The organism is Affinundibacterium danionis (genome assembly GCF_042432465.1).
Taxonomy (GTDB): domain Bacteria; phylum Pseudomonadota; class Gammaproteobacteria; order Burkholderiales; family Burkholderiaceae_D; genus Undibacterium; species Undibacterium danionis.
In genome coordinates, this window is record NZ_JBHLXJ010000002.1 from 47,610 (window position 1) to 69,479 (window position 21,870).

Sequence of the window (21,870 nt, forward strand, 5' to 3'; positions counted from 1 at the left end):
ATGGATATGGATCAACAATTTTTACACTGCGCCGTTGCGGTTTCTCCAGCCGTTAATGCTCGTGTTCCGGTCTTAGATAGGATCGACTTAATCACGGTGCGTCTGCCGTTTGTGAAACCATTTGCAACCAGCGTACACACGTGGGCGGTGAAGGAAGCGCTTTTGTTACGCTTAGAATCAGACGGTGTGGTTGGTTGGGGCGAATGTGTGGCTGATCCCGATCCTTTTTATGCCAGTGAAACGACGCAAACCGTACGCCATATTTTTAAAGAGTTTTTGTTACCCTTGCTGACGCCAGGACAAACTATCGGCGAACTACTGAAGCGTTGGAGCCCAGTACGTGGGCATGGCATGGCAAAGGCCATGGTCGAAAACGCCTTGTTGGATTTGATCGCGCGCCAACAAAATCGACCTTTGCATGACTTATTGGGATTGCCAGCACGGCGTATTCAGTCGGGTATTAGCTTAGGTATACAAGATTCGATTCCGGCCTTACTTGATGCGGTAGCAGACGCAATGAGCCGCCCTTATCACCGCGTCAAACTCAAGATCATGCAAGGCAAGGATATTGAATGGGTGCGCGCCATTCGTGAGGCGTATCCAAAATTGATGCTAATGGCGGATGCTAATGGCGATTACCGCCTTGAGCATGCAGCGCATTTGCGTGATCTCGATGCTTTCAATCTGACCATGATAGAGCAGCCTTTGTCGTACAGCGATATCGTTCAACACGCCGCCTTGCAGCAAGAACTGGCGACCCCATTGTGCCTTGATGAGTCAATTCACGATCTAGATGACGCACGCTCGGCTTTGGCACTGAAAGCAGCTCGTGTGATCAATATTAAGCAGGGCAGGGTAGGCGGCATGATCGAATCACTACGCATCGCAGCCTTGTGCCAACAGGCTGGCATAGGCGTGTGGTCAGGTGGCATGGATGAAACCGGCATCGGCCGCGCCTTCAATCTGCAATTACAGACCTCACCAGGTTTCACTTTGCCCGGAGATACGTCTGAAACTTCACGCTACTTTAAAGAAGATATTGTTGAGCCTGGCGTAGTGTTGGCTGATGATGGTTTCATCGCTTTACCTGCGGGGACTGGAATCGGCGTCACCGTGTTGGAGGAGCGCGTTGCGCGATTTACCTTGTATCGTGAATCGCTGCGCTAGTGACACTAATCTAGTCCCACCACTTTGAATCTGTTAAGTCTGCTCAGGCTGCTAGCCCAATGCGGCCTATCCCATTTTGTCTAAATCTTATAGACGCATATTTCTTTTTTAATTTGCTAGTGATCAAGATAATTATTCGCATACAATTCTGATGACTTTACGGCAGTGTGTTTGCAAGCAAGTGGCGTGCGAAGTGTCCGACCTTGTAATTTCGTAGTAACTTCTCAGCTTGCTCAATTTACCTTAGGCTGCTTTTTAGATTTGAAAATGTTGGGATACTTATGAACTTATTTCGTACGATCTGTCTTTATTTTCTCACTTTTGGTGTGGCGGCTTATGCGCTGTTCGCCTATGCTTATTTTCCTTTAGGTTCATTGGTGCATCCTGATATGCGAATTAATTTTAATGCGCATCAATTGGGCATCTATACCCATATTTTTGCTTCAGCGATTGCCTTGTTGTTGGGGCCTTTACAGTTTTCGCAAAAGTTACGCAACTCTCGTCCGCATTTGCATCGCTGGTTGGGACGGATTTATTTATCGGTCGGCGTTGGCTTGGGCGGTTTCGCTGCTTTATATATGTCTGTATTCGCGTTTGGTGGCTTGGCCGCCAAGCTTGGGTTTGCTGGTCTTGCAGTGGCTTGGCTGTGGACCGGTTTTTGTGCCTACCGAGCAATACGACGAGGTGCAGTGAAAGCACATCGTCATTGGATGATACGTAACTTTTCTTTGACTTTGGCCGCGGTGACCTTACGCATTTATTTACCATCTTCTATGCTCGCGAGTATTCCGTTTGAGATCGCTTATCCCATCATTGCATGGCTTTGCTGGGTGCCTAATTGGCTTGTTGCCGAATACTGGTATATAGATACTTGGCGTGCTAGCCGAGCAAGAAAAGCTGTCCCTGAGTCAGCCTAATTTTGCCATCAGGGTAGTAGCTTTTAACATCAAATTGGCCTCACTGTATTATGGCCTATTCTGTTTGTGGTGAAATTGCGGTGAAACTTCGGTGAAACATATGAATTCAAATATGGTTGTGATTATTACTGGTGCAAGTCGTGGTATCGGTGCGGAAGCCGCAAAGTTATTTGCACGACATGGTTATGCTGTTTGTATTAATTATTTGGCGAATGATGAGGCGGCTGAACGTCTTAAACATGAGATCGTGTCGTTTGGCGGATCTTGTATTACGGTGAAGGCTGATGTTACCGTAGCCAGCGAGGTTGCTCGCTTGTTTGAAACGGTAGATCGTGAGTTGGGGCGCGTTAGTGTGTTGGTCAATAATGCAGCGATCTTAAAAACGCAATGCCGTTTGGAAGAAATGACGGAGGCGCGTTTTAGTACGGTTTTATTGAGCAATGTGATGAGCTGTTTTTTGTGTTGCAAAGAGGCGGTGAAACGCATGTCCACGAAACATGGAGGGCATGGTGGCACGATTGTGAATATATCTTCGATGGCGTCTAAGAGCGGATCGCCAGATGAGTATATTGATTATGCTGCGTCTAAAGCGGCGGTTGATACCTTAACCCGCGGTTTGGCGCTGGAAGTTGCCGCTGAGGGAATTCGTGTGAATGCAGTACGTCCTGGATTGATCTTTACCGAGATGCATGCCTCGGGCGGCGAGCCAGATCGCGTCAATCGTTTAAAGTCTAAAATACCTTTACAAAGAGGTGGTCAGCCTATAGAAGTCGCTGAGGCAATATTATGGCTCGCTAGTGATAAATCCTCTTTTGTTACGGGCAGTTTTATTGATCCTGCGGGTGGTTTGTAAGCGTTTCATCGTATGCAAAATATGAGGCTTTGAGATGCATTTACAGCACTTAACTTTGTCGGAAGTTTCTGAAGTGACTTACATAACAAGTAAGCGTGGGCGATTTACTCAATTCGGTTTTGTCTCTACGCAAGGTGAATCGGGTGAAGCACGTAGCTTCGGTCACTTGCATCCTAAAGTTGGAGATAGGCTCACCATGGTGATGCCCGCACCGCAGCACTGGCGTGAGATTTACGGTTGGTTTGATCATTTGACGCAGTCGGTGTGTATGCCATTTTTTCAGAGGCAGTTAATTCTATTTGCGTTGTTGAGTATTTTTTGTTTGCCGATGTTTATCGTGTGCGTGGCAGCGATTTGGCAAGGCGTCTTTTTATTGTTGCCTGCGCTTATATTGACTGCTGCATGTTGGTACCTGACTTTTCAGGAATTTCGGCGCGTATATCGAGCACGCCGTGTGCTTCTTCGTTACCTCAAATCGCTCGATGCCCCGGAACCTTGCGCATAGAACTATTATTGTTCTTTTCCTTTTTTATTTAACCCTTATTTCGGGACAACTATGTACACTGCTAGCTTCATCTGGGAACCGGGAATTTATGATCAGGAATTTAATGCTTTAAATGCTGAAATTGAAGCTTTGGTGGCTACTATTCCCGGATATTTAGGTGTTGAAGTTTGGCAGACTGAAGATGGTAAACGCCACAATGCGACCTACTACTGGGATAATATGGAAAGCCTGAAAATCCTAGCAACGCATCCTCAACATTTGCAAGCCAAGCGAAAATATGCTCAATGGTATAAAGGCTATCAAGTGGTGCTGGCGCAGGTGTTTAAATCATACGGTGATGGAAATATGACGCATATCACTGCTGACTTAAAACCTGCCGAGGTAACATCTTCCAATACTGATCATTAGCGCTGCTGCCATCCAGACTCATTGACTCGACTCATTGATTCGACCCATGGATCATGTTCTTTGATTAAGGATGGCAACTTCATGTCAAAACATTTTTTAGCTTATGCGCAAACTAGAAAGTCGATGACAATTTCACCTGGCTCGCGTGAAATATAGGCCATCTTAATTTTGTCGCCGAAATGATCACCAATTTGATGCAACAGCGGAATGGGGTCATGATCATTACAAAAGCGCATGGTTTCTCCTGGTTGCAACGCTGAGAGTGCGCCGAAGATCGCGGCATGGCGAAAGCGCTTCGCGACACAGCGTGCATCGAACGCGTATATGTCCGCTTCGGTACTAGGGCGTGAACAATCGTGTGGCATAAAATTTCTCCTTTATGAAATCAAAAATAATGGCTAATCCTCGGCCAAGACTCATTAGTCAACGACGACTATGGATGAACGGCCGCTAGCGTCGGCAATGCTGAATCTGAGGTCTCGCTGACTGAACTCAGAGTCTCATCATGGATAAGCCTAAAGGGAAATACCCGCGCTTGCTGAGAGGAAACTTGTTTTGTACTGACTTTTCTTGACGAGCGTCAGTTTTTTTATCGGACTGATCGTAGTTGGATTTTTGTGGGAAATGGCGGATATAGAATGAAAGATATGAAAGTTGAAAAATGCTGGCACACAGCCTGTCGTTAAATGAATTCAGAACTATTCACTAGCAGGCAGCGTAAACCAAAACAAACTACCACCGTCATCCGTACGTTCATAACCCGTCTTGCCGCCCAGTTTTGCGGCTATACGTTTGACGATGGACAAGCCCAGTCCATGACCTTCCGCAGCCAGCACATCAAATCGGACAAAATGATGAAAGATGGCTTTTTGTTGTGCCTCGCTCAAACCTTTACCGTAATCTTTTACCCAGCATTTCACCATACCTGGTTCGGCCAAGCTGGCGCCTAATTCTATCTTGGGATTTTCTCCGCCATATTTGATCGCATTGGATAAAAAATTCGACCAGATTTCTTCTACCCATTGTTCGTAGCCATAGGCATTCGGCCAGAATTCGTGCAACTCAATGTGGGCGCCACGTTGCTGCGCGAAATCTTGTAGTTGTTTGCAGGCTTCCATCGCCGATAGCTTAGTATTGAAACTGACGCTAGGTATAGTTTCATTTTTTCGGATATTGGATAAGAGCAGCAGTGAGTCGATAATAGCATGCATTTTTTTTGCAGAATTTTGTATGCTGGCGAGCAGACTCTGACTTTTTTCTGCTGAGAGTTGTAGCTTGTCGGTATTCAATAAATCGGAGGCGGCGATTAAGTTGCTGACTGGTTGTTTTAAGTCGTGTGCCACGGTATGAGCATACGCATCAAGCTCCTGATTTTGTTGTAGGAGTTCTTGTGACTGGGCTTCTAGTTGTGCAGTTTTTTTCTGTAGATCGGCAGTTCTTTCACTAACAAGTTGTTCTAGTTGTTCGCGATGTTTCGCCAGCTCCTGATCTAGTTTGTTACGCTGGGAAATATCATCTTGCAAGCTAAGACGCATTTGATTAATAGCTAAAACAACGGTATCGAGTTCATCTTTAGTATGACTGTTATGTCGCTCTAATTTGAGCTCATAGTCCAAATGATTGAGGTCAATTTTTTGCACATAATCAGCCATGTTTTTTAGATGGCGAATAATCCAGACTCGAAGTAAAAATAAGATAAACAGCGAAGACAACATTAAAGTGATGGTGGTGGTGATCGCAATCGACTTTGCTGTTTCTATTAGATTTTTTTGGATTTCGACATCCATCAAATCAACACTTAATTCGCCCATGACAAATTGTTCGTCATCTTCGGTGTGTACGATTTTAAAACTGCGGCTAAAAAGTGCTTTTACGAACAGCGGGTGTTGACGACTCTCGGTTTGATGAATTTCGTCTTGTAGGCGCAGACGTCCAATATCCGGCATTTTGGCGATACCGTCGAGCAGAGCGTTGACCCGCGCTTGATCAACTGACCACATACCAGCGGCTAGACTTGGTAAATAACTAGATTCGATTTCTTTGAAATGCAGTTGTACATCTTGTAGTGCACTTTGATAGGCACGATAGGTCTGCAATCCTGAGACGATGGCCGCTACGACTAGCGTATATAGTAGTACCACAATCACTATGCGGGTACTCAGGCTCCGCTTGTGTTGACTATGTGTTGTGTGGCTACCATCTTGATGACGATTTTCGCTTTTATTGTACGATGGCGCGGACGAGGAAGTGGGAGAGCTGGGCATAAAAGTATAGGGTGAGATGGTTGTGATCGCGTCTTACTTTCCTTCTTGATTGTTGCTCTAGTTTTCTGGTAAAGCTTGCTTCATGCCAGTCTTGATAGCTTCGCTAAAAACCACGTTCAGGTGAGAACCATAAATCAGCTTGATTAATCGGTGTTTCTTTCGTCAATAGTGGATTTTGTAGTCGTATGACTTGTCTCGATTTTAAATTTGCGTGTTGAATCGCTGTTCCGAAATGCCGCAAAAATAATTGTCGCATACTCCCATCCTGAATCGCGAGATGTAAGCCTTTTTCTATTGCCGCAGCGAGTTCTTGCTGGTCTTTTTTTACAAAAAAATACAGCGGCGCAGGATAGAAAAATACCCACTTAGGCGCTATCGCCAATCCCATGTTAGGACGTGCCGCTAGTTCGATGTCAATTTCAGTCACTGCGCGTGGAAAGTACTGTATGCGGTTCAGTGTCAGCATATGAAACAAACCTTCATAGCTGGCGCTTGGACTGACGGTAAAACCATTTTGCTGGAGAATTGGAAAATCGGGCCAATCGTGTCCTTGTCCTGCGCGCAGCTTTTTGAGTTGTTCAGGACTGCTGAGAAGTGCAAATTGAGCGCTGAAATCTTCCTTGATTAGTAGCAGTCGCCAACCTAACAGTCCGCGGTCTATGGGGATGCGTATCGGTAATAGACTGGTTTCGCGCTCTGGTGTGGTGAAGGTCCATATTACATCGATCCCAAGCCCTAATTCAACGTGACGCAGCGTTCGCCATTGCGGCATGTCGCGTTTACTCGGTTTGGTTTGATAGTTTCCCCCAGACTTTTGCAGAGCTAGTTGTAGTAATTGTATCGGATAGAGCCCGCGTTTATCATTGGCCATGGACTCTGCCCAGGCATAGGTAACGGTCTTGTTGCCAGTGGAATTTTCAGTCGAGTGAGTAGGTGCCGCACTTGAAAAACTACTTAGGCTCATGACGCCTAATAAACACACTAATAAGCACAATAATTTCAGTAAGCTCAGTTTGATGAAAGGGCGTTTAATTAACGACGTCAATTGAGATGAGAGGTCAGCTGAAAAGTCAGACTTTACCATCGCTGCAGGAGTACAGGTCGGCCTACTTGGTTTGCTTATTCTTTGATGTAAGCTGAGAAGGATTTTCATGTGCTGGTGACAGTAATGAAAGTAGGCTTAGAGTCATTACAGTATTCCTTTTAGCTTGAAACCTGTCAAATGAAAATGTCAATCTGTATAGCTTTTTCCTAGTTGTCTTACATGTATGTGGCTCTTTCATGCGGATGCCGTTCACATGAAAGAGCGTTTTGATAAGTCTAATAGAGTTTGTTAATCAGCTTAACTTGACTATGCATGAACTATTGATCGGCATAGTTTCGTGCTTAAACAGCACATCATTCAAGGCAGAGATTTAATAAACTGTGTCAATTTATCTGCAAAAACCTTAGGCTGATCAACCATAGGGAAATGACGTGAATTCGTGATGCCGACAATATTCAATTGAGGAACCCCTTTGAGCAGCGTGCCGTAGTAAGCGTGTTTCGCTTCTTCGGATAAATTGGCTGGAGCAAAATCAGGTGCATAGTAAGGTGAAATAAAAGTCAATGGCACGCTGATTTTTGGCAGGTCTGCGCGGATGTCCAGTTCTAATAATTCACCCATGTATTCTGCGACTGCGACGCGGTCACTTTTGCTGCTCAGTTCAGCTAAAGTCTGTGCGTTTTTTTCGTCAACTACACCCATGCCACGCATGTATTGTAATTGTTGTTCTGCAAAAACTGCCTGAGTCACATTCGCCATTTGTGTTTTGGCGGCTTGTGCCATTGCTGGACGTTGCGCCGCTGGGACATTTTCGGTGCGTGGAAAAACGGGTAAGCCGTCGATCGCAAATACACCGCGTATTAGCGCTGAATGATCGACCGCAAACCAAGTGGAGAGCAGAGATCCTAGACTATGTCCAACCAAGATCGGTTTGTCGATTTGTTTGCTAGTAATTAGTTCGAGTAAAGATTGTTTTGCTTTGACGATCTTAGGGCCGGCGATAGCTGGCTTACCATTAAAACCGGCTAGTGTAATCACATACAAACTATGTTCATTGCGCAGTGCTTTGACGGTCTCATCCCAGATATAGCCGCCGCTAGATAAGCCGGGAATCAAAATGATAGGCGCACCTTTAGCATTGGGGTTGAGATATTCCTCGACATACATGCTGCCAATTTGATATTCAACTGCGCTAGTTGCCTGACTCGGTGTACTAATGCTCATTGTTGCTGCGGTTGTTGCGGTCGCGGCTCTCGCGCTATTGCTATTAAGCGAGCTAATGAGTGCGATCAACATGATGAAAGCAATACGTTTTACAGGATATTTTGCTGCGTCTTTTGTAGTGTAGAAAGAAGTAAGTTTCATGATTTTTCCTTTGATAACTAAAAATAGGTAAAGAACTTTGTGCTTTGTATTCGTTAAGTTTTGATTTGTTTTTTTTAATCAGATTCGTATTTAAAAATCAGTCTTCAAAAAATATTTGCTCTATAGGTTTTCCAAATAGTTTGCTGATGGTGAATGCTAAGGGGAGGCTGGGATCGTAGCGTCCTGTTTCTATCGCATTCACTGTCTGACGCGATACTTCTAGATGATCTGCCAAGGTTGCCTGGCTCCAGTCTCGGTCTGTGCGTAGTTCTTTAACGATGTTTCTCATCATTCACGCTCCATGATTTTGCGTATGCAAGTAATAGCGCCCCAGCTTCCCATGAAAATCGCATAAGTAATGAAACCACTCAACTTGGGATAGCCTATGCCTTCTAAAAAGCCATAACTGAAACTAAAAATTGTGGTGATTGCACCCGAGATGGCCAGGATTTCTAACAGCCAGACGCGGAGATAGTCATCGAGACGTTTGAATTGACGTACGATCGCCCATAAAGCACCGAGTGCAGGGATGCAAGGCGTTAATACGGTCAGTGTGCGAACTAAGCCATCTTCCATTGCTTTGGCGAAATAGATGGATGCCATTAAGACGACGATGTAAATCAGTAGGCTCAATCCAAGTTCCATGCCATATTGTTTCGCTAGTGCTTTGTCTTTCTTTGAGTATTGATTGTTCAACATTGTGTGCTCCTTATTTTGAAATGACGCAAACTTGGTTTGTAAAGTTTGTTTTACATCACTGTGTTTAAAAAAAGCAGGAATCCAAACATGGGAACATCCTGCCAAGGTTTTACTTTGATGACTGGTTTGTTGCTTAATTTACTGCTACTTAATCTACTTCGACTTAATCTAAAACGATTTCGTATTCTTCATTTTAGTCAAGTAAGCTTGACATGCTTTGGTAAAAAATAAGCAGCTAATAAAATGCCGCTCTTTTTTTGTTACTGTTTTTATTGCTAGCTACTAAGCTTTGCACATCTAAATGTGTAAAGCATGTTTGACATATTAAACGAAAAAAATAGGATGTCAAGCATCCTTTACAAAAAATTTTGTGACAGTTCAAATTGTATGAAAAAAGCGACTATTTGAGCACGACAGTTTTACTCAAATTCTTCAGCTAAATTTTTCCAACCTTTGCTTTTGGCGAAGGTACAGAACTCTTCCGGGGCTTCTAAAACTATCATTTTGCGTTCCTGCAAGCTTGGGTCCGTAACGCCAAAATCTGGGCCGACGTAGCCAGCTTTATGTAGTGCCTGCATGATTTGTTTAATCAACGCGCGATCGCGATAGCTGCCAGCTTCCATAGGCGCCGCAAAATCGACGAAGACGTCAATAATGCCATAGCCTTCGTCGTAGATTCGTATACCTTTGATCGTATGTTCTTTGCCGTTGGCGTCATTTACTTTGAAAGTACCGCAGATTTGGATATCGGTGTTATCGCTCATTTTGGTTCCTCGTTGTACTTAGTTTTGTCTTTTTACGACTGATTTTGTGGGAATTTTGCGTATTATACGCTGGCAAGTGCTGCCCAAATGAGCCGCTTGAGGGAACTTATTTGAGCCTAATATATCCTAGGTGGGCTAAATTGTTTTTGCCTGTTTAGAGAAGCGCGAACATGTTCCAAGGTCTAGACGCACAAAAATATCTTTCATATTTCCATAATTGCTCTGGTGAGATCGCATCAACTTAACCAGACTATAAAAAAGAGAGGCGACACATTACTATGAAAAAATCCAACTTACTTCTTGCTAGTATGCTGTTGTGCATGTCTAGTGCTTATGCTCAGGATGCAAGCACGGCAGCGACACCCGCATCCGCAACTGCCCCGGCAGTGGAGCGCTCAAAAGCCAGCGCTACTAATGATCGCTTGTTGGCTGCAGAATCCGCGGTTCATTCAAATGGTCAAGTGACTATCAAAGGCAAGCTGGTACCTTATAAAGCAACGGCTGGAACGCAGCCAGTGTGGGACAAAGATGGCAAGGTGATTGCATCGCTGTTTTATACCTACTATCAGCGTAGTGATGTGAGTAATCGTGATAAGCGTCCTTTGGTCATCTCGTTTAATGGTGGCCCAGGCTCCGCTTCGGTGTGGATGCATGTGGCTTATACCGGCCCCAAAATGCTAAATATTGATGATGAAGGTTATCCAGTTCAGCCTTATGGTATCCGTGATAATCCGCATTCGATTTTGGATGTGGCCGATATTGTGTACATCGATCCTGTGAATACGGGTTTCTCCCGCATTCTCGATCCTAAAGCAGACCGTAATCAGTTCTTTGGCGTGAATGCCGATATCGCATATTTGGCGGAATGGCTGAATACTTTCGTATCGCGCAATAGTCGCTGGAATTCACCGAAATATCTGATCGGTGAAAGTTATGGTACCGCGCGCGTATCTGGTCTCGCTAAAGAACTACAAAATAATCACTGGATGTATTTGAACGGTGTGATCTTGGTCTCGCCAACGGGATTGGGCATTAAACGTGAAGGCCCCGTCAGCGATGCTTTGAGTCTACCTTACTACACGGCATCCGCTTGGCATCATAAAGTTTTAGCGGCCGATTTGCAAAAGCGCGATTTGAATGACGTCTTGGCGGAAGTCGAAACTTTCACGCTCAATGAATTTATTCCTGCTTTGTCCAAAGGTGGATTTATCGATCCAACTCAACGTAAAGAGATGGCAGCGAAAGTAGCACGTTACTCTGGTTTATCTGAGACGACCGTGTTGCAGCACAATCTCGCAGTGCCTACTTCTTATTTCTGGAAAGATTTGTTGCGCACTCGCGGACAAACGGTGGGGCGTCTGGATTCTCGCTATTTAGGGATAGACCGAATGGATGCAGGCAGCGGCCCTGATTACAATGCTGAATTGACTTCCTGGTTGCATTCGTTTACACCAGCGATTAATCATTATTTACGTGATGTGTTGAAATACAAAACTGATGTCAAGTACAACATGTTCGGCCCAGTGCATCCATGGGATAACAGCAATGACCGTACGGGAGAAAATCTACGATTGGCGATGGCAGAAAATCCTTACATGCGCTTGTTAGTACAGTCCGGCTACTACGACGGCGCAACTACTTATTTCGATGCGAAGTACACCATGTGGCAAGTCGATCCTAGTGGCAAGATGCGTGATCGTATGGAGTTTAAAGGCTATCGCAGTGGTCACATGATGTACCTACGTTCGGAAGATTTGGTCACTTCAAACGAGCATATTCGTGAGTTCATTAAAAAGGCGACTCCAGCGAATGGGCAAGCGGCGAAATACTAAAAAGTCCTCAATTAGGTTTTGAAATTAGTAGAAAAAAACGGCGCTCTGTGCGCCGTTTTTTCTATGTTTGGAATAAGTATAAGATTGAGCAGAAAATGATTAACGCTCAAATTTTCTTTTCTCACCTTCTTTTTCCTTTTCAGCTTTCACCTCTTTTCTCGCTTCAGGTGCTGGACGAGGCTCTGCTCTTGGTGCTTGCGGCATGGTGGCCTGCGGCATTGCTGGTGGGCGCTCAACAGAACGTTCTACCGGGCGCTCAATACTTCTTTCTAAGCGCCGTTCGCTATGTTGTTCCACACTACGTTCGTTCATGATGGCGCGGCTAGGACGTTCCACTTGACGCTCCATCGGACGTTGCACTTGCATCGCCGCGCTATTATCTTGTACGTTGACTGGCGCGTTGTTGCGATCAAAACTTTCACGACGACTTTCTGCTCGCTGCGTATTGATGGCTGGTGCTTGTGGGACTTGTTGCACCTGCTGTGCTTGCTGAGTTTGCTGATTCTGTTGAGGTATTGGATTGCTTGGGCTGCCCGCGTTTAATCCACTATTGTTATTGCTACGCGTATCGGAGCGATCGAACCGATCAAACTTATCGAAGCGATCAGAACGTTCCAGACGCTCTATGCGTGGATTGCGATTCCGTTGCTCGTTCATTTCCTCTAATGTGCGGATACCTGAACTTGATGGATTGGTGTTGTTCAGGTTGTTATTCGCTGGCGCGATTTGTTGGTTGGGATTACGAACCGTCATGGCACGGGCATCGTTCGAATTTAGCGCGGCTTGCGGACGCTCTAAGTTATCGATGCGGCGCCCAAATCCTTGTCCATTGTCGCGATTATTTGGCGCATTATTTTGTACATTATTAGGCTGACCACGATTATCTTGTGGTCGTTGATTGAAGGCATTTCCTAAGATGCCATTCGACGTTCCATTGGATGTGCCGCTAGGTGCAGCCGTATTTGGCGTGGTTTGCATCGCTTCACCACGATTTGAATTGTTCATAACTGGGCGGCTACGGAACTGATCATTTTCTTGCCAGTTGCGCGGACGTGCATCACCAAATCGATTGCCTCTTTCTGGCACCAGATTGGGGGCTTCGGTAGCAACCTGCATTTGTTTAATCTGTCCCGATAAAATAGAGGACGACGCAGGGAATACATGTTCACCACGAACAAAGGTTCTGGTTGGAACCGATGTGATCGCATTGTGTACATTTTGGTTGCGATAGCCACGATCAGGTCGATTGATGACGGTGGTGTTATTGATGATCACTGTTTGATTCAAATTTTGGATATAGCGACTGTTTTGTGTGTAGTGCGGATGATAGACTTCGCCAGGTCCCAGCGGGAACCATGATACGGAAGGGCCGTGGTTGCGGCTGCTGAGATTGATTCCAGCACTGATACCATTGCTGCCGACACCGACAAAAGCCACCAGTGCTGGCGCGTACACTGGACGGTAATGACGTTCATAACGACCTGGCACCCAGCCCCAGCGTTTGCCCACGAATGCCCAGCGACCGTAGTGATACGGAGCAAAGCCCCACGGTGCACGATCTACCCATGTCCACCCCCAAGGTGCAACCCAAACCCACTGACCATCACGGTATGGCGCCCAGCCCACTGAGATGCCGCGTGGATACCAGATGGCACCGTATTCAACATGGGTTTCCCAAATACCGTAATCGTCAAGTTGTTGATAGCCAACTACTTCGCGCGGGACGTAGCGAGCGGAAATAGAATTTTCGTCGGCACGGTCACGATCAGCTGCCCATTGATCAAAGGTGTCAAACGGTGGCACGCGGGTGATTTGGGTATGATTTAAATTGGTTCCAGAAAAGCGAGTTTGCTCGCCAGCGCGCAAGGTGATGATATCGCGATCACCTTGTGCGACACCTATACCGTTGCGTACGATGATGGTACTGGTATTGTCGTCATTCACATTGATACGATATTCACCGGGTTCCTGAATAGAGAAATTCAGATTGGGCGTGCTGACTTCTATATTTTCTTTTTCTTGCATGGCGCGAACCCGCAATACGATGCTGCCTTGCGAGAGTTTGATTTGAATATTGTCATCGTTCAGATTAATAAAGCTAATGCGTGTTTGCTCGGCCATTCGTAAGGCGTTGGCACCAACTTGCAGCTCAGCTCTGCCATTGGCGGGCACAAAGACGCTATCTCCAGTGGATATCGGACGATTAGCGAGTAGCGGCACCCATTCATTACTGCCTGCATCGGCAAAATTAATGTTACCGTAAGCGTAGCCAACCCTTGCGACTCGTGCTGGCGGTTCATCTTGTGCACTTGCTGCAGGTGTCAAGCCAAAAGTGGCAAAGCTGATGGCAGCAAGGCTCAGAAGTTTTCTTGTGTGATGTATCAGTGTCATGGTGATGTTCTCGCACATGGAGTGGATAGAGTGTGAAATTGAGAATACAGCTACCTGTCAGGGCTTAACGCACGACTATCGGTTTTGGATGTCACAAAAATTCACAAACTGTGAAAACCAGCGAATATAAGCAAATACAGGCAAATACAAGCAAGCGAGATCGCTGAGTTTTTCAGAAAGTATGGGGTAGAACCTGATCAATAAAACGAAAAATAAAGATAAGTTACAAATTTACTTGACGGTCTCAAGTGCAAAGATGTCTTTATCTGTGGTGAGACAGCCTTGTGCTTTTAGTGCCTTATTTAAATCTAGTGTATTTTGTAATTCACCAGTGGGAAATAATCGCTCTATGGTCAAAATAGCTTTGCCTTCTTCTTTAGGATGAGGGCTGAGTTTGACCAAGTCATCCGTTTGTGTAAAGAGTTTGCGACAGGCTTCTACCAATTCCACCTTATCGGTTTCCAGGGTAAATTTTAAACGCATCATGGGAGTTGATTTTCCTGATGCTTGGCTTTTTATAGTCGTATTGTTAGCACTAGGGAATAAGTTAATACTGTCTTTTAAATGATAGATTTTGTAGGCATAAAATAAAATGCCTAATCCACAAAGTAGCAAAATAATCTTGCGTGTCATAATGAGAATTCGATAATTGGTGTGAAAAAATGTAATAAAAAATTTAGCGGTATCGTTCTTGAATATTGTCTTTATGCTTGGAATAGAACGGAAAGCGAAGTTTATCCGATTTTTCTCCGATTTTTATCTATAAGCCGTGATCGAAATCAGGCATACTTAGTTGTGGTTAGGAGCGGGAGGCTGGTTGGTGATGGCTGGGTGTAGAGCGCTGCGGCAGATGGCAAATTCTATCTAGTTTCTTATTAATAGAAATTTTAATTATTGTTTTTCTTGTTAAAACTGACAACGATGTTGATAGCACTGTGTATCAAGACATTTATTAAGCCTTGCAACCTGAGTATGGGCTTGTCGCTCTTTGAGCAAAGGTGGGTGTGCGCTGTGGTATCCGTATGGGGGCAATATCGTGCAGCTTTCTACCCGTTGGTGACTGTGTTGATGAGCGCGTTGATAAGCGTACTTATGCCATTGTCAGCTAAGGCTGAACTTACGACAGAGCCAGTATTATTGGTCGCATGGAACGTTCGCCCTCCATTTCAATATATAGAAAATGGGATGGAAAAAGGAGAGCGTTTAGAGCGCGTGAAGCAGATATTCACGCTCACCAAAATTCCGTTCACTTTGGTTCAAGAGCCGCCCAAACGTATTTGGAATCAATATGCAGCAGGTGTGAAGAATTATTGTTCTTTCGACTGGTATCGTTTGCCAGAGCGTGAAGCCTTAGTTCAATTTTCTATCCCATTGGAAAAAAATACGGCTTATTCGGTGCTGAGTAATACCCAGTCGTATGCCAAAGTGGCTGCTCATTCAAATTTAAAATCTTTGTTGTCCGATACCAGTTTAACTTTTGGTATGGTGGATTCAGCCAGTTATGGTCCCGAGCTGGAGGCGATGATTAGAGAAAGTAAAAATAAACAAGAACGGCATAGCGTTTTACCTATGATCATGGCACGCATGATAGGTGCAAATCGCGCCTCATTTATGTTGATTGAAAAAGCGGGTTGGGATTTTTTGAAGGATTCTGATTCTTATTTTCGACAAACCCGAATAGTTGAGATGGGCGGGATTCCAAAAGGTTTAGAGAGCTACATCGTTTGCAGCAAAGATGTTTCCGCAGAAAAGATCGCAAAAATTAATGATGCGATTCGCCAATTGGCTAAGCCTGTATCTACATCCAAATAAGAAGCGAGTGGAATTTCCAAGTCGACCACTTGGTATTAGTTGCTTTAATCGGCAAGACCAAGCGGATATGATCACCGCTTGGTTCAAAGTCAACCGCCTGTTTTTCTTTTACCCAATCGCCAAGGATAAATGTTTGGAGCGTAATTTGGCTGATGCTTTTACGCTCACCCGCATGCTGTTTTGCAATGATTCAATAGAGCCGCCAGCACGATACTGAAAACTCACCTGTACCACGTCACCTGCGGCAACACTGAGTGGCGTTGCAAGTGGCAATGCCATGTAATGGTTGAGCCAATCTATCGTCGAATTATTCTCCATTACGATCGCTAAAATATTTTTAGTCACAAAGCGCAAAGCACTTAATTGCCCCGCGGTTTCTATCGTGAATTGACCATCCCACTCGATCAATAAATCATTCGGCTGAGTAAAGTCTATGATCTTGTACAGCGCTGGTTGGGCTAGCTCTATGGTGTCAGAGGTGAACGCACCAGGTAATTGGAATTGAATGATAGGCGCTTGATAACCTGAGAAGTCATAGCGTTGTTGCAGCGGTTGTACTGCCATGACGACAGCTTCCGGAATAAACACGGGCATTTGACCAGGGAATTTTTCTGCATAACGTCGTTTAAAGTTTTCTATCACTTCGACTTGTTTTTCGCGCAGCATGGCAACGTGTATCATTTCGCAAATGACAAAATCGACAGGCTCAGGCGGTAGATATTCAAACGCATCCGCGTGAATGACTTCAACTCTATCGCCATATTGATTCATCGCGAGTAGCCGACGCGCTTCCGCCACCATGTCAGGATTAAATTCTACGCAGTACACCTTAGATGCCGCTTGCGCAGCAAACCACGATAGAACGCCGGTACCGCCGCCCAGCTCCAATACTTTGGCACCTTCAAATACTTGACGCTGTATCGCCGCTTTAAAGTTATCCATGCGGTTCGCGTCCATCAACATATTGTGATGGTATTGCAGCGGAATAAATTGACCTAAGTAGCAGCTCTCAGCTTCGCGTTCGATTAACATGGTGTTCCTTCCAAATAAGGTGTGAGATCGAAAGAAGTGGGATCTGCGTTTGCAGCAATCCTAGTTTCTAGCGAATCAATAGGTCTATCTTGCGTACCACCTCTATTCAGTATAGTCAGTCGATGCGCCGATGTAAGGATTATCGGATTTCTTGAGAGAAACAAAGCTAAGAGATGCAGGGTGTTTTTGCTTCAATTCCTGTTTTTCAATCGTGATCGCGGATATTGAGTTCTCTAAAAAAAATAAAATTTCACTTGTATCTACGAAAGTCTTCGTATATATTTCGTTTTGTTACGAAAGTTATCGTAGTTGAGCTGACACTAATGAAGAGTTCGGCTTGAAAAATGATTCGACAGAATAGAAGAGAGCAATGCTATGGCAAATCCCACGCAAGCAGAATTAGAAATACTCGCCATCCTTTGGCGCTTGGGCGAGAGCAAAATTCAGGCTGTCAATGATGAGCTTTGTAAGCTACGTCCAGTTGGTTACACGACAACTTTAAAAACCATGCAAATCATGGAGCAAAAAGGATTGTTGGGACGTAAAAAAGATGGAAAGAGTCATATATATTTTCCCGTTGAACAACAGCATGAAACGCAGATTTCGCTGGTTGATAGACTGCTGCAAACGGCATTTGCTGGTTCCAAATCCAGCTTAGTGATGCGTTTGTTTGAAGATAAAAAAGTGACGAAACAAGAATTGGCTGAGATTAAAGCTTATTTGCAGAAAATTGAGTCTGCGGGTGAGGGCGAGTCTGCGAGCGAGCTAAAAAAATGAGTCAGTCATCATTTGATTCTTCTCATTTTGTGGTGTTGTCAGATGTTTTTGGCACGGATCTGCTGCATGCTTTGTCCTGGAGTTTATTGCACTCATTGTGGCAGGCTGGATTAGTCAGTGTGTGCTTAATTATGCTCATTTCTTTGACTAAGAAAAGTCAGGCGAATTTGCGCTTTAGTATGTATGCATTGGGCATGTTGACATGCTTATTGCTCAGCCTAGTTACTTTCTTTTCTTACTTTAGAAGCAGCGTATTGACCTTGAGTTTTAGTCCGCAGGGTAGAGTTGCGACGTATATCCCGTCAACATCGGGTGATGCTTTGATAGATAATTTGAGTACTTATATCAATCAGCATTTATCGGAAATTGTGTTGATTTGGAGTATAGGTTTCCTATTGATGGGCGCTAAGAGTGCATGGGCTTTGTACTGTGATCGACGACTGATGCAGCGAGATTTATTTGTACTGCCCGCGGCTTGGGAAATTCGATTGTTAGAGTTAGTAGGTCGTATGGATTTGCATAAGGTGGTCCGTTTTCGTTTGTCTAATACGATCAATATGCCGTGCGTGCTTGGATACTTTAAACCGATTGTTTTGTTGCCTGCCAGTCTGTTGCTTGGTATGAGTCCGCAACAAATTGAGCTGATTGTTTTGCATGAACTTGCGCACGTAAAACGTCATGATGTTTTATTTGCGAATCTGCAGTGTGTAGTAAAAGCGCTGTATTTTTTTAATCCTTTTGTATTCTGGATCAGTGCCAAGCTCGATCAAGAACGCGAAAATGCCTGCGACGATATTGCCGTTGGCATCTGCCGTAATCCCCTGTTGTACGCCCAAACCTTGCAGCACTTTGCCGAAATGCACGTGCATTTCTTAACGACGACCATTGCCCTTAACGGAAGGAAAAATATGTTACTGCCTAGAATTCAAAGACTGTTTTTAACAGAAAAAAATACGATGAAGCATGTTCATAGAATCATCAGTGCGACGCTGCTTTTAAGTTTAGGAATTACCACGGCTGCGTGTGCTTGGATGCAAATTGATAGTGGTAATACGGTAAATTTACATGGAAAAAATATGCCGCTCAAACAGCTTTTGCAAACCGCTGAAAGCGCATGTCCTGGAAGCACGGCTCAAATCAAACTGCACCAGCCGGATATGAAGGTAAGCGTTAATTTTACCAATGTCGCTTGTTCTGATGTTGCTGCGATTTTCGGCGATATGGAAGAACGTTTTGGGGTGAAATTTAACGAGGTTAAATTCGATGCGGCATTGACGATTTTTAGGCAGCGATGCCCTACGGTTTTTCGTGATGTTACTTTGAAAAATCCTAAAGCGATATACAGCAGCGATATGAAAGATGTGACTTGCTTGGAAATCTTGGATGCCGTTGCTGCTTTCGATGCCAAGTTTTAACTGAGATAAACATGGATTAAGATACTCACTGGGACGTGCTCATCACGTCTCAGTTTTTATTGGATCGGGCTTATTTTTGATGACAGTACGAATACGTCTGAATAGGTAAGAAAAAAATATGACGGTGCAGGCTACCAACCAATCTGTGATTAGCGTAATGAGCGATAGTTGGGTTGGTCCAAGTTTGCTAAATAAAAATCCAATGCCGAACCACAATAGAAAGAACGGCAGAATCCAAAGTAAACGATTGCCTTTGCCAACTAGCCAGAATGATATTGAAATGGCCAAGAAGAAAGGGAGCAACCAGCCAAATAAAAATAGAATAGGGAATAGGCTAGCATCCATGTTTTTTAAATTTTTTGGTGTGAAGCCATCAGCATTAATCTTAATTTGAACTTTTAACTTCAATCTAAATATCTAGGCATTGCTGTCTACAAGGAATGATTACACACCATATAGTTCGCTCTGAAGTTTTCTGAACTCGGCTTTGAATTTGGCTTCCGCTGCGCTGGGAAATGGATAACCATCAGGTCCGACAAAGACAAAGCTGGTCGTACTACTTTTTTCCTTGTCGTTCCTGATGCGATCAAATGCTTCTAGCCATGCGTCATAATGTTCAATCAGCTTACAAGCATCTTCCATCAAATGAGGTGGTATCAAGTGACCTTTGCTCAACAGGAGATCGCGAATGGTTTTGTTCCCTTCATGGACGACTTGTGCTTCAAGGAAAAGGTTTTTTTGATCCCATCGATTGAAGGCATGTTTGGTTCGCTCAAATTGCATTTGTAGCGGTCCAAGCAATTCGAATAGCGCTTGCTGCTTCCAAGTCCGCTTAGATTCAAAGATCTTAAATCCTTCATCAAAATGGGCCTTGATTTCGGATTCGACGACCTTGTTTCTACGTAAAAATATAGCGCCGAAGACCGCAGCTGCCAAACCGCTGCCTATCAATCCACCAAGCGTGACTTCAAAGAAACCTGACATCGCATTATCCTTTTCATCAAATGATTGCCGTATGGGGGAAGTGCGATATAGCAGCTACATACGGTTTATAGGGTAAAGACAAAGTAGAGCTTAAATAGGTAAATAAATTAGCTTGCGATTTCGACGTAGCGTTTAAAACTATTGAGTATCGCCTGCCAACCTTGCTGTTGTTGTTCGATCGGATAAGTGGTTTCAGCATCGAAGCTAACAGTAACTTTGCTTCCCGCTGGCGTGTCAGTAAAACTCACTTTTGCTTTGCGATCGCCGAAGCTATATTCGATTAACTCGTGCTCCACGATCTTGGTGAAAGTGCCCACAAAATCGAATCCCATACTGCCATCTTTAGCTTCCATCCGAGAAGAAAAAGTGCCACCTTCACGTAAGTCCACGGATGAGGCTGTCGTGTGCCAGTCGTCTGAGGCGGCATTCCACTTTTTAATCGCTTCGGGTGAATTATATAGTGACCAAACTTTGGCAATCGGTGCTGCGACAGTTGTTTCGACGGTGATATTCATGTGCGTTCTCCTTTTTTATGCTTAATAGTAATTCAAAATTCAAATTTACTTTAGATGAAACACCTAGTTCGCGCAGTGTAACATCACCGACATCCGATTCCATTATTGAAAGCGTATTGATTAGCTTTATCGATACTCCTATCGACTCAGAGAGCGACTTAAAAACGCAGGTTTTTTCAATATGCCCAAGGACATCGCTGTTGCCATTAAGACGATAAAGATGCCCGCGATAATGCCGGGTGTGATCGGCTCGTTGAGTAATAACCATGCCCATACCGATGCGGTCGCCGGTATTAAGAATGTGACGGTCACTGCTTTACTCGCGCCTTCAGTTGAAATCAAATGAAAGAACAAGGCATAGGCAATTCCGGTACACACCACACCTAAGATAATCACCGATAATAGTGCGCTGCTTGTGCCATGTTCAATCGCATGGGGAACGCCAGGCAGCGCGAATGGGAGCAAGGCTAAGGCCGCGGCAAATTGGCTGCCTGCGGCGGTCGCCAGAGATGGAATCTCTTTGGCAAACATGCGAGTATAAGTGGCAGCAAAGCCGTAATTGATGGCAGCGCCCATGCCCGCCAAAACGCCCGCGATGACCAGCGGCGTGACGGCAACCGGACCAATACCGACTAATACCGCAACCCCAAACAGACCCATAATAAATGCCGCAATACGCAGCCAGCTCAAGCGCTCACCTAGCATGATGAAGCCGAATACGGCCGTAAAAATGGGAGCCAGCGAATTCATGGTGGCCATGTAGGCGGATGGAATATGTAACGCCGACCAAGCAAATAAACTAAAAGGAATCGCGGTATTGCCAAGGCCAATGATTAGATAGGTTTTGGCATTCTTTTTCCAATGAAATTCAACACCACGATGACGCGCAAAAAGATAAATCGCTAAAGCGCCCAAGCTGGCTCGCCCAAACGTCGTCAAAAAAGGGCCGAACACTGGCGACGCTATGCGCATGAGCATGAAACTAGTGCCCCAAATTAAGGCCAATAGCAGGAGTCGAATTAGATTGGAAGTGGACATAGTGGTTTCTTTGCTTAATGGAGGTCAGGTGAAAAAGGGACATAGACTGAGACCAACATGCTAGTCCTCCCTTCCCAAAAAAGCGAA

The 21,870-nt window shown here is 44.7% G+C and carries 23 protein-coding genes; 10 read left to right on the forward strand and 13 right to left on the reverse strand.

Going from position 1 to position 21,870, the window contains the following annotated elements:
- Window positions 1–6: 6 nt before the first annotated feature.
- The 5 genes from menC (at window position 7) to ACFFJH_RS00250 (ending at window position 3,850) form a co-directional block, all read left to right on the forward strand.
- On the forward strand, window positions 7–1,167 hold the full coding sequence (menC, locus tag ACFFJH_RS00230; protein WP_390209249.1) for an o-succinylbenzoate synthase: 1,161 nt from the start codon (window positions 7–9) through the stop codon (window positions 1,165–1,167).
- A gap of 281 nt (window positions 1,168–1,448) precedes the next feature.
- Entirely contained in the window at window positions 1,449–2,084 is a 636-nt protein-coding gene (locus tag ACFFJH_RS00235) for a DUF2306 domain-containing protein (protein ID WP_390209251.1), read from the forward strand.
- Between the two features lie 100 nt (window positions 2,085–2,184).
- The gene (locus ACFFJH_RS00240) at window positions 2,185–2,937 is read left to right on the forward strand and encodes an SDR family oxidoreductase (protein ID WP_390209253.1); all 753 of its coding nucleotides are present in this window, start codon (window positions 2,185–2,187) and stop codon (window positions 2,935–2,937) included.
- Window positions 2,938–2,971: 34 nt separating this feature from the next.
- The gene (locus ACFFJH_RS00245; protein WP_390209254.1) at window positions 2,972–3,442 is read left to right on the forward strand and encodes a hypothetical protein; all 471 of its coding nucleotides are present in this window, start codon (window positions 2,972–2,974) and stop codon (window positions 3,440–3,442) included.
- Between the two features lie 51 nt (window positions 3,443–3,493).
- Entirely contained in the window at window positions 3,494–3,850 is a 357-nt protein-coding gene (locus tag ACFFJH_RS00250; RefSeq protein WP_390209255.1) for an antibiotic biosynthesis monooxygenase family protein, read from the forward strand.
- 101 nt (window positions 3,851–3,951) lie between these two features.
- Here the strand turns inward: ACFFJH_RS00250 and ACFFJH_RS00255 are convergent, their stop codons facing one another.
- The 7 genes from ACFFJH_RS00255 to ACFFJH_RS00285 form a co-directional block, all read right to left on the reverse strand.
- Window positions 3,952–4,215, reverse strand: a complete 264-nt coding sequence (locus ACFFJH_RS00255; protein ID WP_390209256.1) for a DUF2249 domain-containing protein — start codon at window positions 4,213–4,215, stop codon at window positions 3,952–3,954.
- 333 nt (window positions 4,216–4,548) lie between these two features.
- A complete protein-coding gene (locus ACFFJH_RS00260) occupies window positions 4,549–6,114 on the reverse strand; it encodes a sensor histidine kinase (RefSeq protein ID WP_390209257.1) in 1,566 nt (521 codons plus the stop codon).
- A 103-nt stretch (window positions 6,115–6,217) separates the two neighbouring features.
- A complete protein-coding gene (locus tag ACFFJH_RS00265) occupies window positions 6,218–7,078 on the reverse strand; it encodes a hypothetical protein (protein WP_390209259.1) in 861 nt (286 codons plus the stop codon).
- A 438-nt stretch (window positions 7,079–7,516) separates the two neighbouring features.
- A complete protein-coding gene (locus ACFFJH_RS00270; protein ID WP_390209260.1) occupies window positions 7,517–8,524 on the reverse strand; it encodes an alpha/beta fold hydrolase in 1,008 nt (335 codons plus the stop codon).
- A 97-nt stretch (window positions 8,525–8,621) separates the two neighbouring features.
- On the reverse strand, window positions 8,622–8,813 hold the full coding sequence (locus ACFFJH_RS00275) for a helix-turn-helix transcriptional regulator (RefSeq protein ID WP_390209865.1): 192 nt from the start codon (window positions 8,811–8,813) through the stop codon (window positions 8,622–8,624).
- A complete protein-coding gene (locus ACFFJH_RS00280; RefSeq protein WP_390209261.1) occupies window positions 8,813–9,223 on the reverse strand; it encodes a hypothetical protein in 411 nt (136 codons plus the stop codon). The genes ACFFJH_RS00275 and ACFFJH_RS00280 overlap by 1 nt, the downstream gene beginning before the upstream one ends.
- A gap of 419 nt (window positions 9,224–9,642) precedes the next feature.
- Window positions 9,643–9,987, reverse strand: coding sequence for a hypothetical protein (locus ACFFJH_RS00285; RefSeq protein WP_390209262.1), 345 nt, complete (start codon window positions 9,985–9,987; stop codon window positions 9,643–9,645).
- 278 nt (window positions 9,988–10,265) lie between these two features.
- Between ACFFJH_RS00285 and ACFFJH_RS00290 the strand changes: the two genes are divergently transcribed.
- Window positions 10,266–11,819: a S10 family peptidase gene (locus ACFFJH_RS00290; RefSeq protein WP_390209263.1), complete on the forward strand. Its 1,554-nt coding sequence runs from the start codon at window positions 10,266–10,268 to the stop codon at window positions 11,817–11,819.
- 99 nt (window positions 11,820–11,918) lie between these two features.
- Here the strand turns inward: ACFFJH_RS00290 and ACFFJH_RS00295 are convergent, their stop codons facing one another.
- The gene (locus ACFFJH_RS00295; protein ID WP_390209264.1) at window positions 11,919–14,210 is read right to left on the reverse strand and encodes a DUF6600 domain-containing protein; all 2,292 of its coding nucleotides are present in this window, start codon (window positions 14,208–14,210) and stop codon (window positions 11,919–11,921) included.
- A 231-nt stretch (window positions 14,211–14,441) separates the two neighbouring features.
- A complete protein-coding gene (locus ACFFJH_RS00300) occupies window positions 14,442–14,843 on the reverse strand; it encodes a hypothetical protein (protein WP_390209265.1) in 402 nt (133 codons plus the stop codon).
- A gap of 459 nt (window positions 14,844–15,302) precedes the next feature.
- Between ACFFJH_RS00300 and ACFFJH_RS00305 the strand changes: the two genes are divergently transcribed.
- Window positions 15,303–16,022 carry a hypothetical protein gene (locus ACFFJH_RS00305; RefSeq protein ID WP_390209266.1) on the forward strand — a complete coding sequence of 240 codons (720 nt, stop codon included), beginning with the start codon at window positions 15,303–15,305 and terminating at the stop codon, window positions 16,020–16,022.
- 108 nt (window positions 16,023–16,130) lie between these two features.
- Here ACFFJH_RS00305 and ACFFJH_RS00310 read toward each other — a convergent pair whose 3' ends face one another.
- Window positions 16,131–17,054, reverse strand: a complete 924-nt coding sequence (locus ACFFJH_RS00310) for a methyltransferase domain-containing protein (protein ID WP_390209267.1) — start codon at window positions 17,052–17,054, stop codon at window positions 16,131–16,133.
- A gap of 375 nt (window positions 17,055–17,429) precedes the next feature.
- Here ACFFJH_RS00310 and ACFFJH_RS00315 point away from each other — a divergent pair, with 375 nt between their 5' ends.
- The 3 genes from ACFFJH_RS00315 to ACFFJH_RS00325 all read left to right on the forward strand — a co-directional run bounded on the left by ACFFJH_RS00315 (window position 17,430) and on the right by ACFFJH_RS00325 (window position 19,640).
- Window positions 17,430–17,831 (forward strand): BlaI/MecI/CopY family transcriptional regulator, encoded by a 402-nt coding sequence (locus tag ACFFJH_RS00315; protein WP_390209269.1) that lies wholly within the window; start codon window positions 17,430–17,432, stop codon window positions 17,829–17,831.
- Complete coding sequence (locus ACFFJH_RS00320; RefSeq protein WP_390209270.1) at window positions 17,828–19,246, forward strand: M56 family metallopeptidase; 1,419 nt, start codon at window positions 17,828–17,830, stop codon at window positions 19,244–19,246. The genes ACFFJH_RS00315 and ACFFJH_RS00320 overlap by 4 nt, the downstream gene beginning before the upstream one ends.
- A gap of 118 nt (window positions 19,247–19,364) precedes the next feature.
- A complete protein-coding gene (locus ACFFJH_RS00325) occupies window positions 19,365–19,640 on the forward strand; it encodes a hypothetical protein (RefSeq protein WP_390209271.1) in 276 nt (91 codons plus the stop codon).
- A 50-nt stretch (window positions 19,641–19,690) separates the two neighbouring features.
- On the opposite strand, the gene ACFFJH_RS00330 is transcribed toward ACFFJH_RS00325, so the two are convergent.
- The 3 genes from ACFFJH_RS00330 to ACFFJH_RS00340 form a co-directional block, all read right to left on the reverse strand.
- The gene (locus tag ACFFJH_RS00330; RefSeq protein ID WP_390209272.1) at window positions 19,691–20,230 is read right to left on the reverse strand and encodes a hypothetical protein; all 540 of its coding nucleotides are present in this window, start codon (window positions 20,228–20,230) and stop codon (window positions 19,691–19,693) included.
- Window positions 20,231–20,337: 107 nt separating this feature from the next.
- Window positions 20,338–20,745, reverse strand: coding sequence for an SRPBCC family protein (locus tag ACFFJH_RS00335; protein ID WP_390209274.1), 408 nt, complete (start codon window positions 20,743–20,745; stop codon window positions 20,338–20,340).
- Between the two features lie 138 nt (window positions 20,746–20,883).
- A complete protein-coding gene (locus tag ACFFJH_RS00340) occupies window positions 20,884–21,783 on the reverse strand; it encodes a DMT family transporter (protein WP_390209275.1) in 900 nt (299 codons plus the stop codon).
- Between the last annotated feature and the right edge of the window lie 87 nt (window positions 21,784–21,870).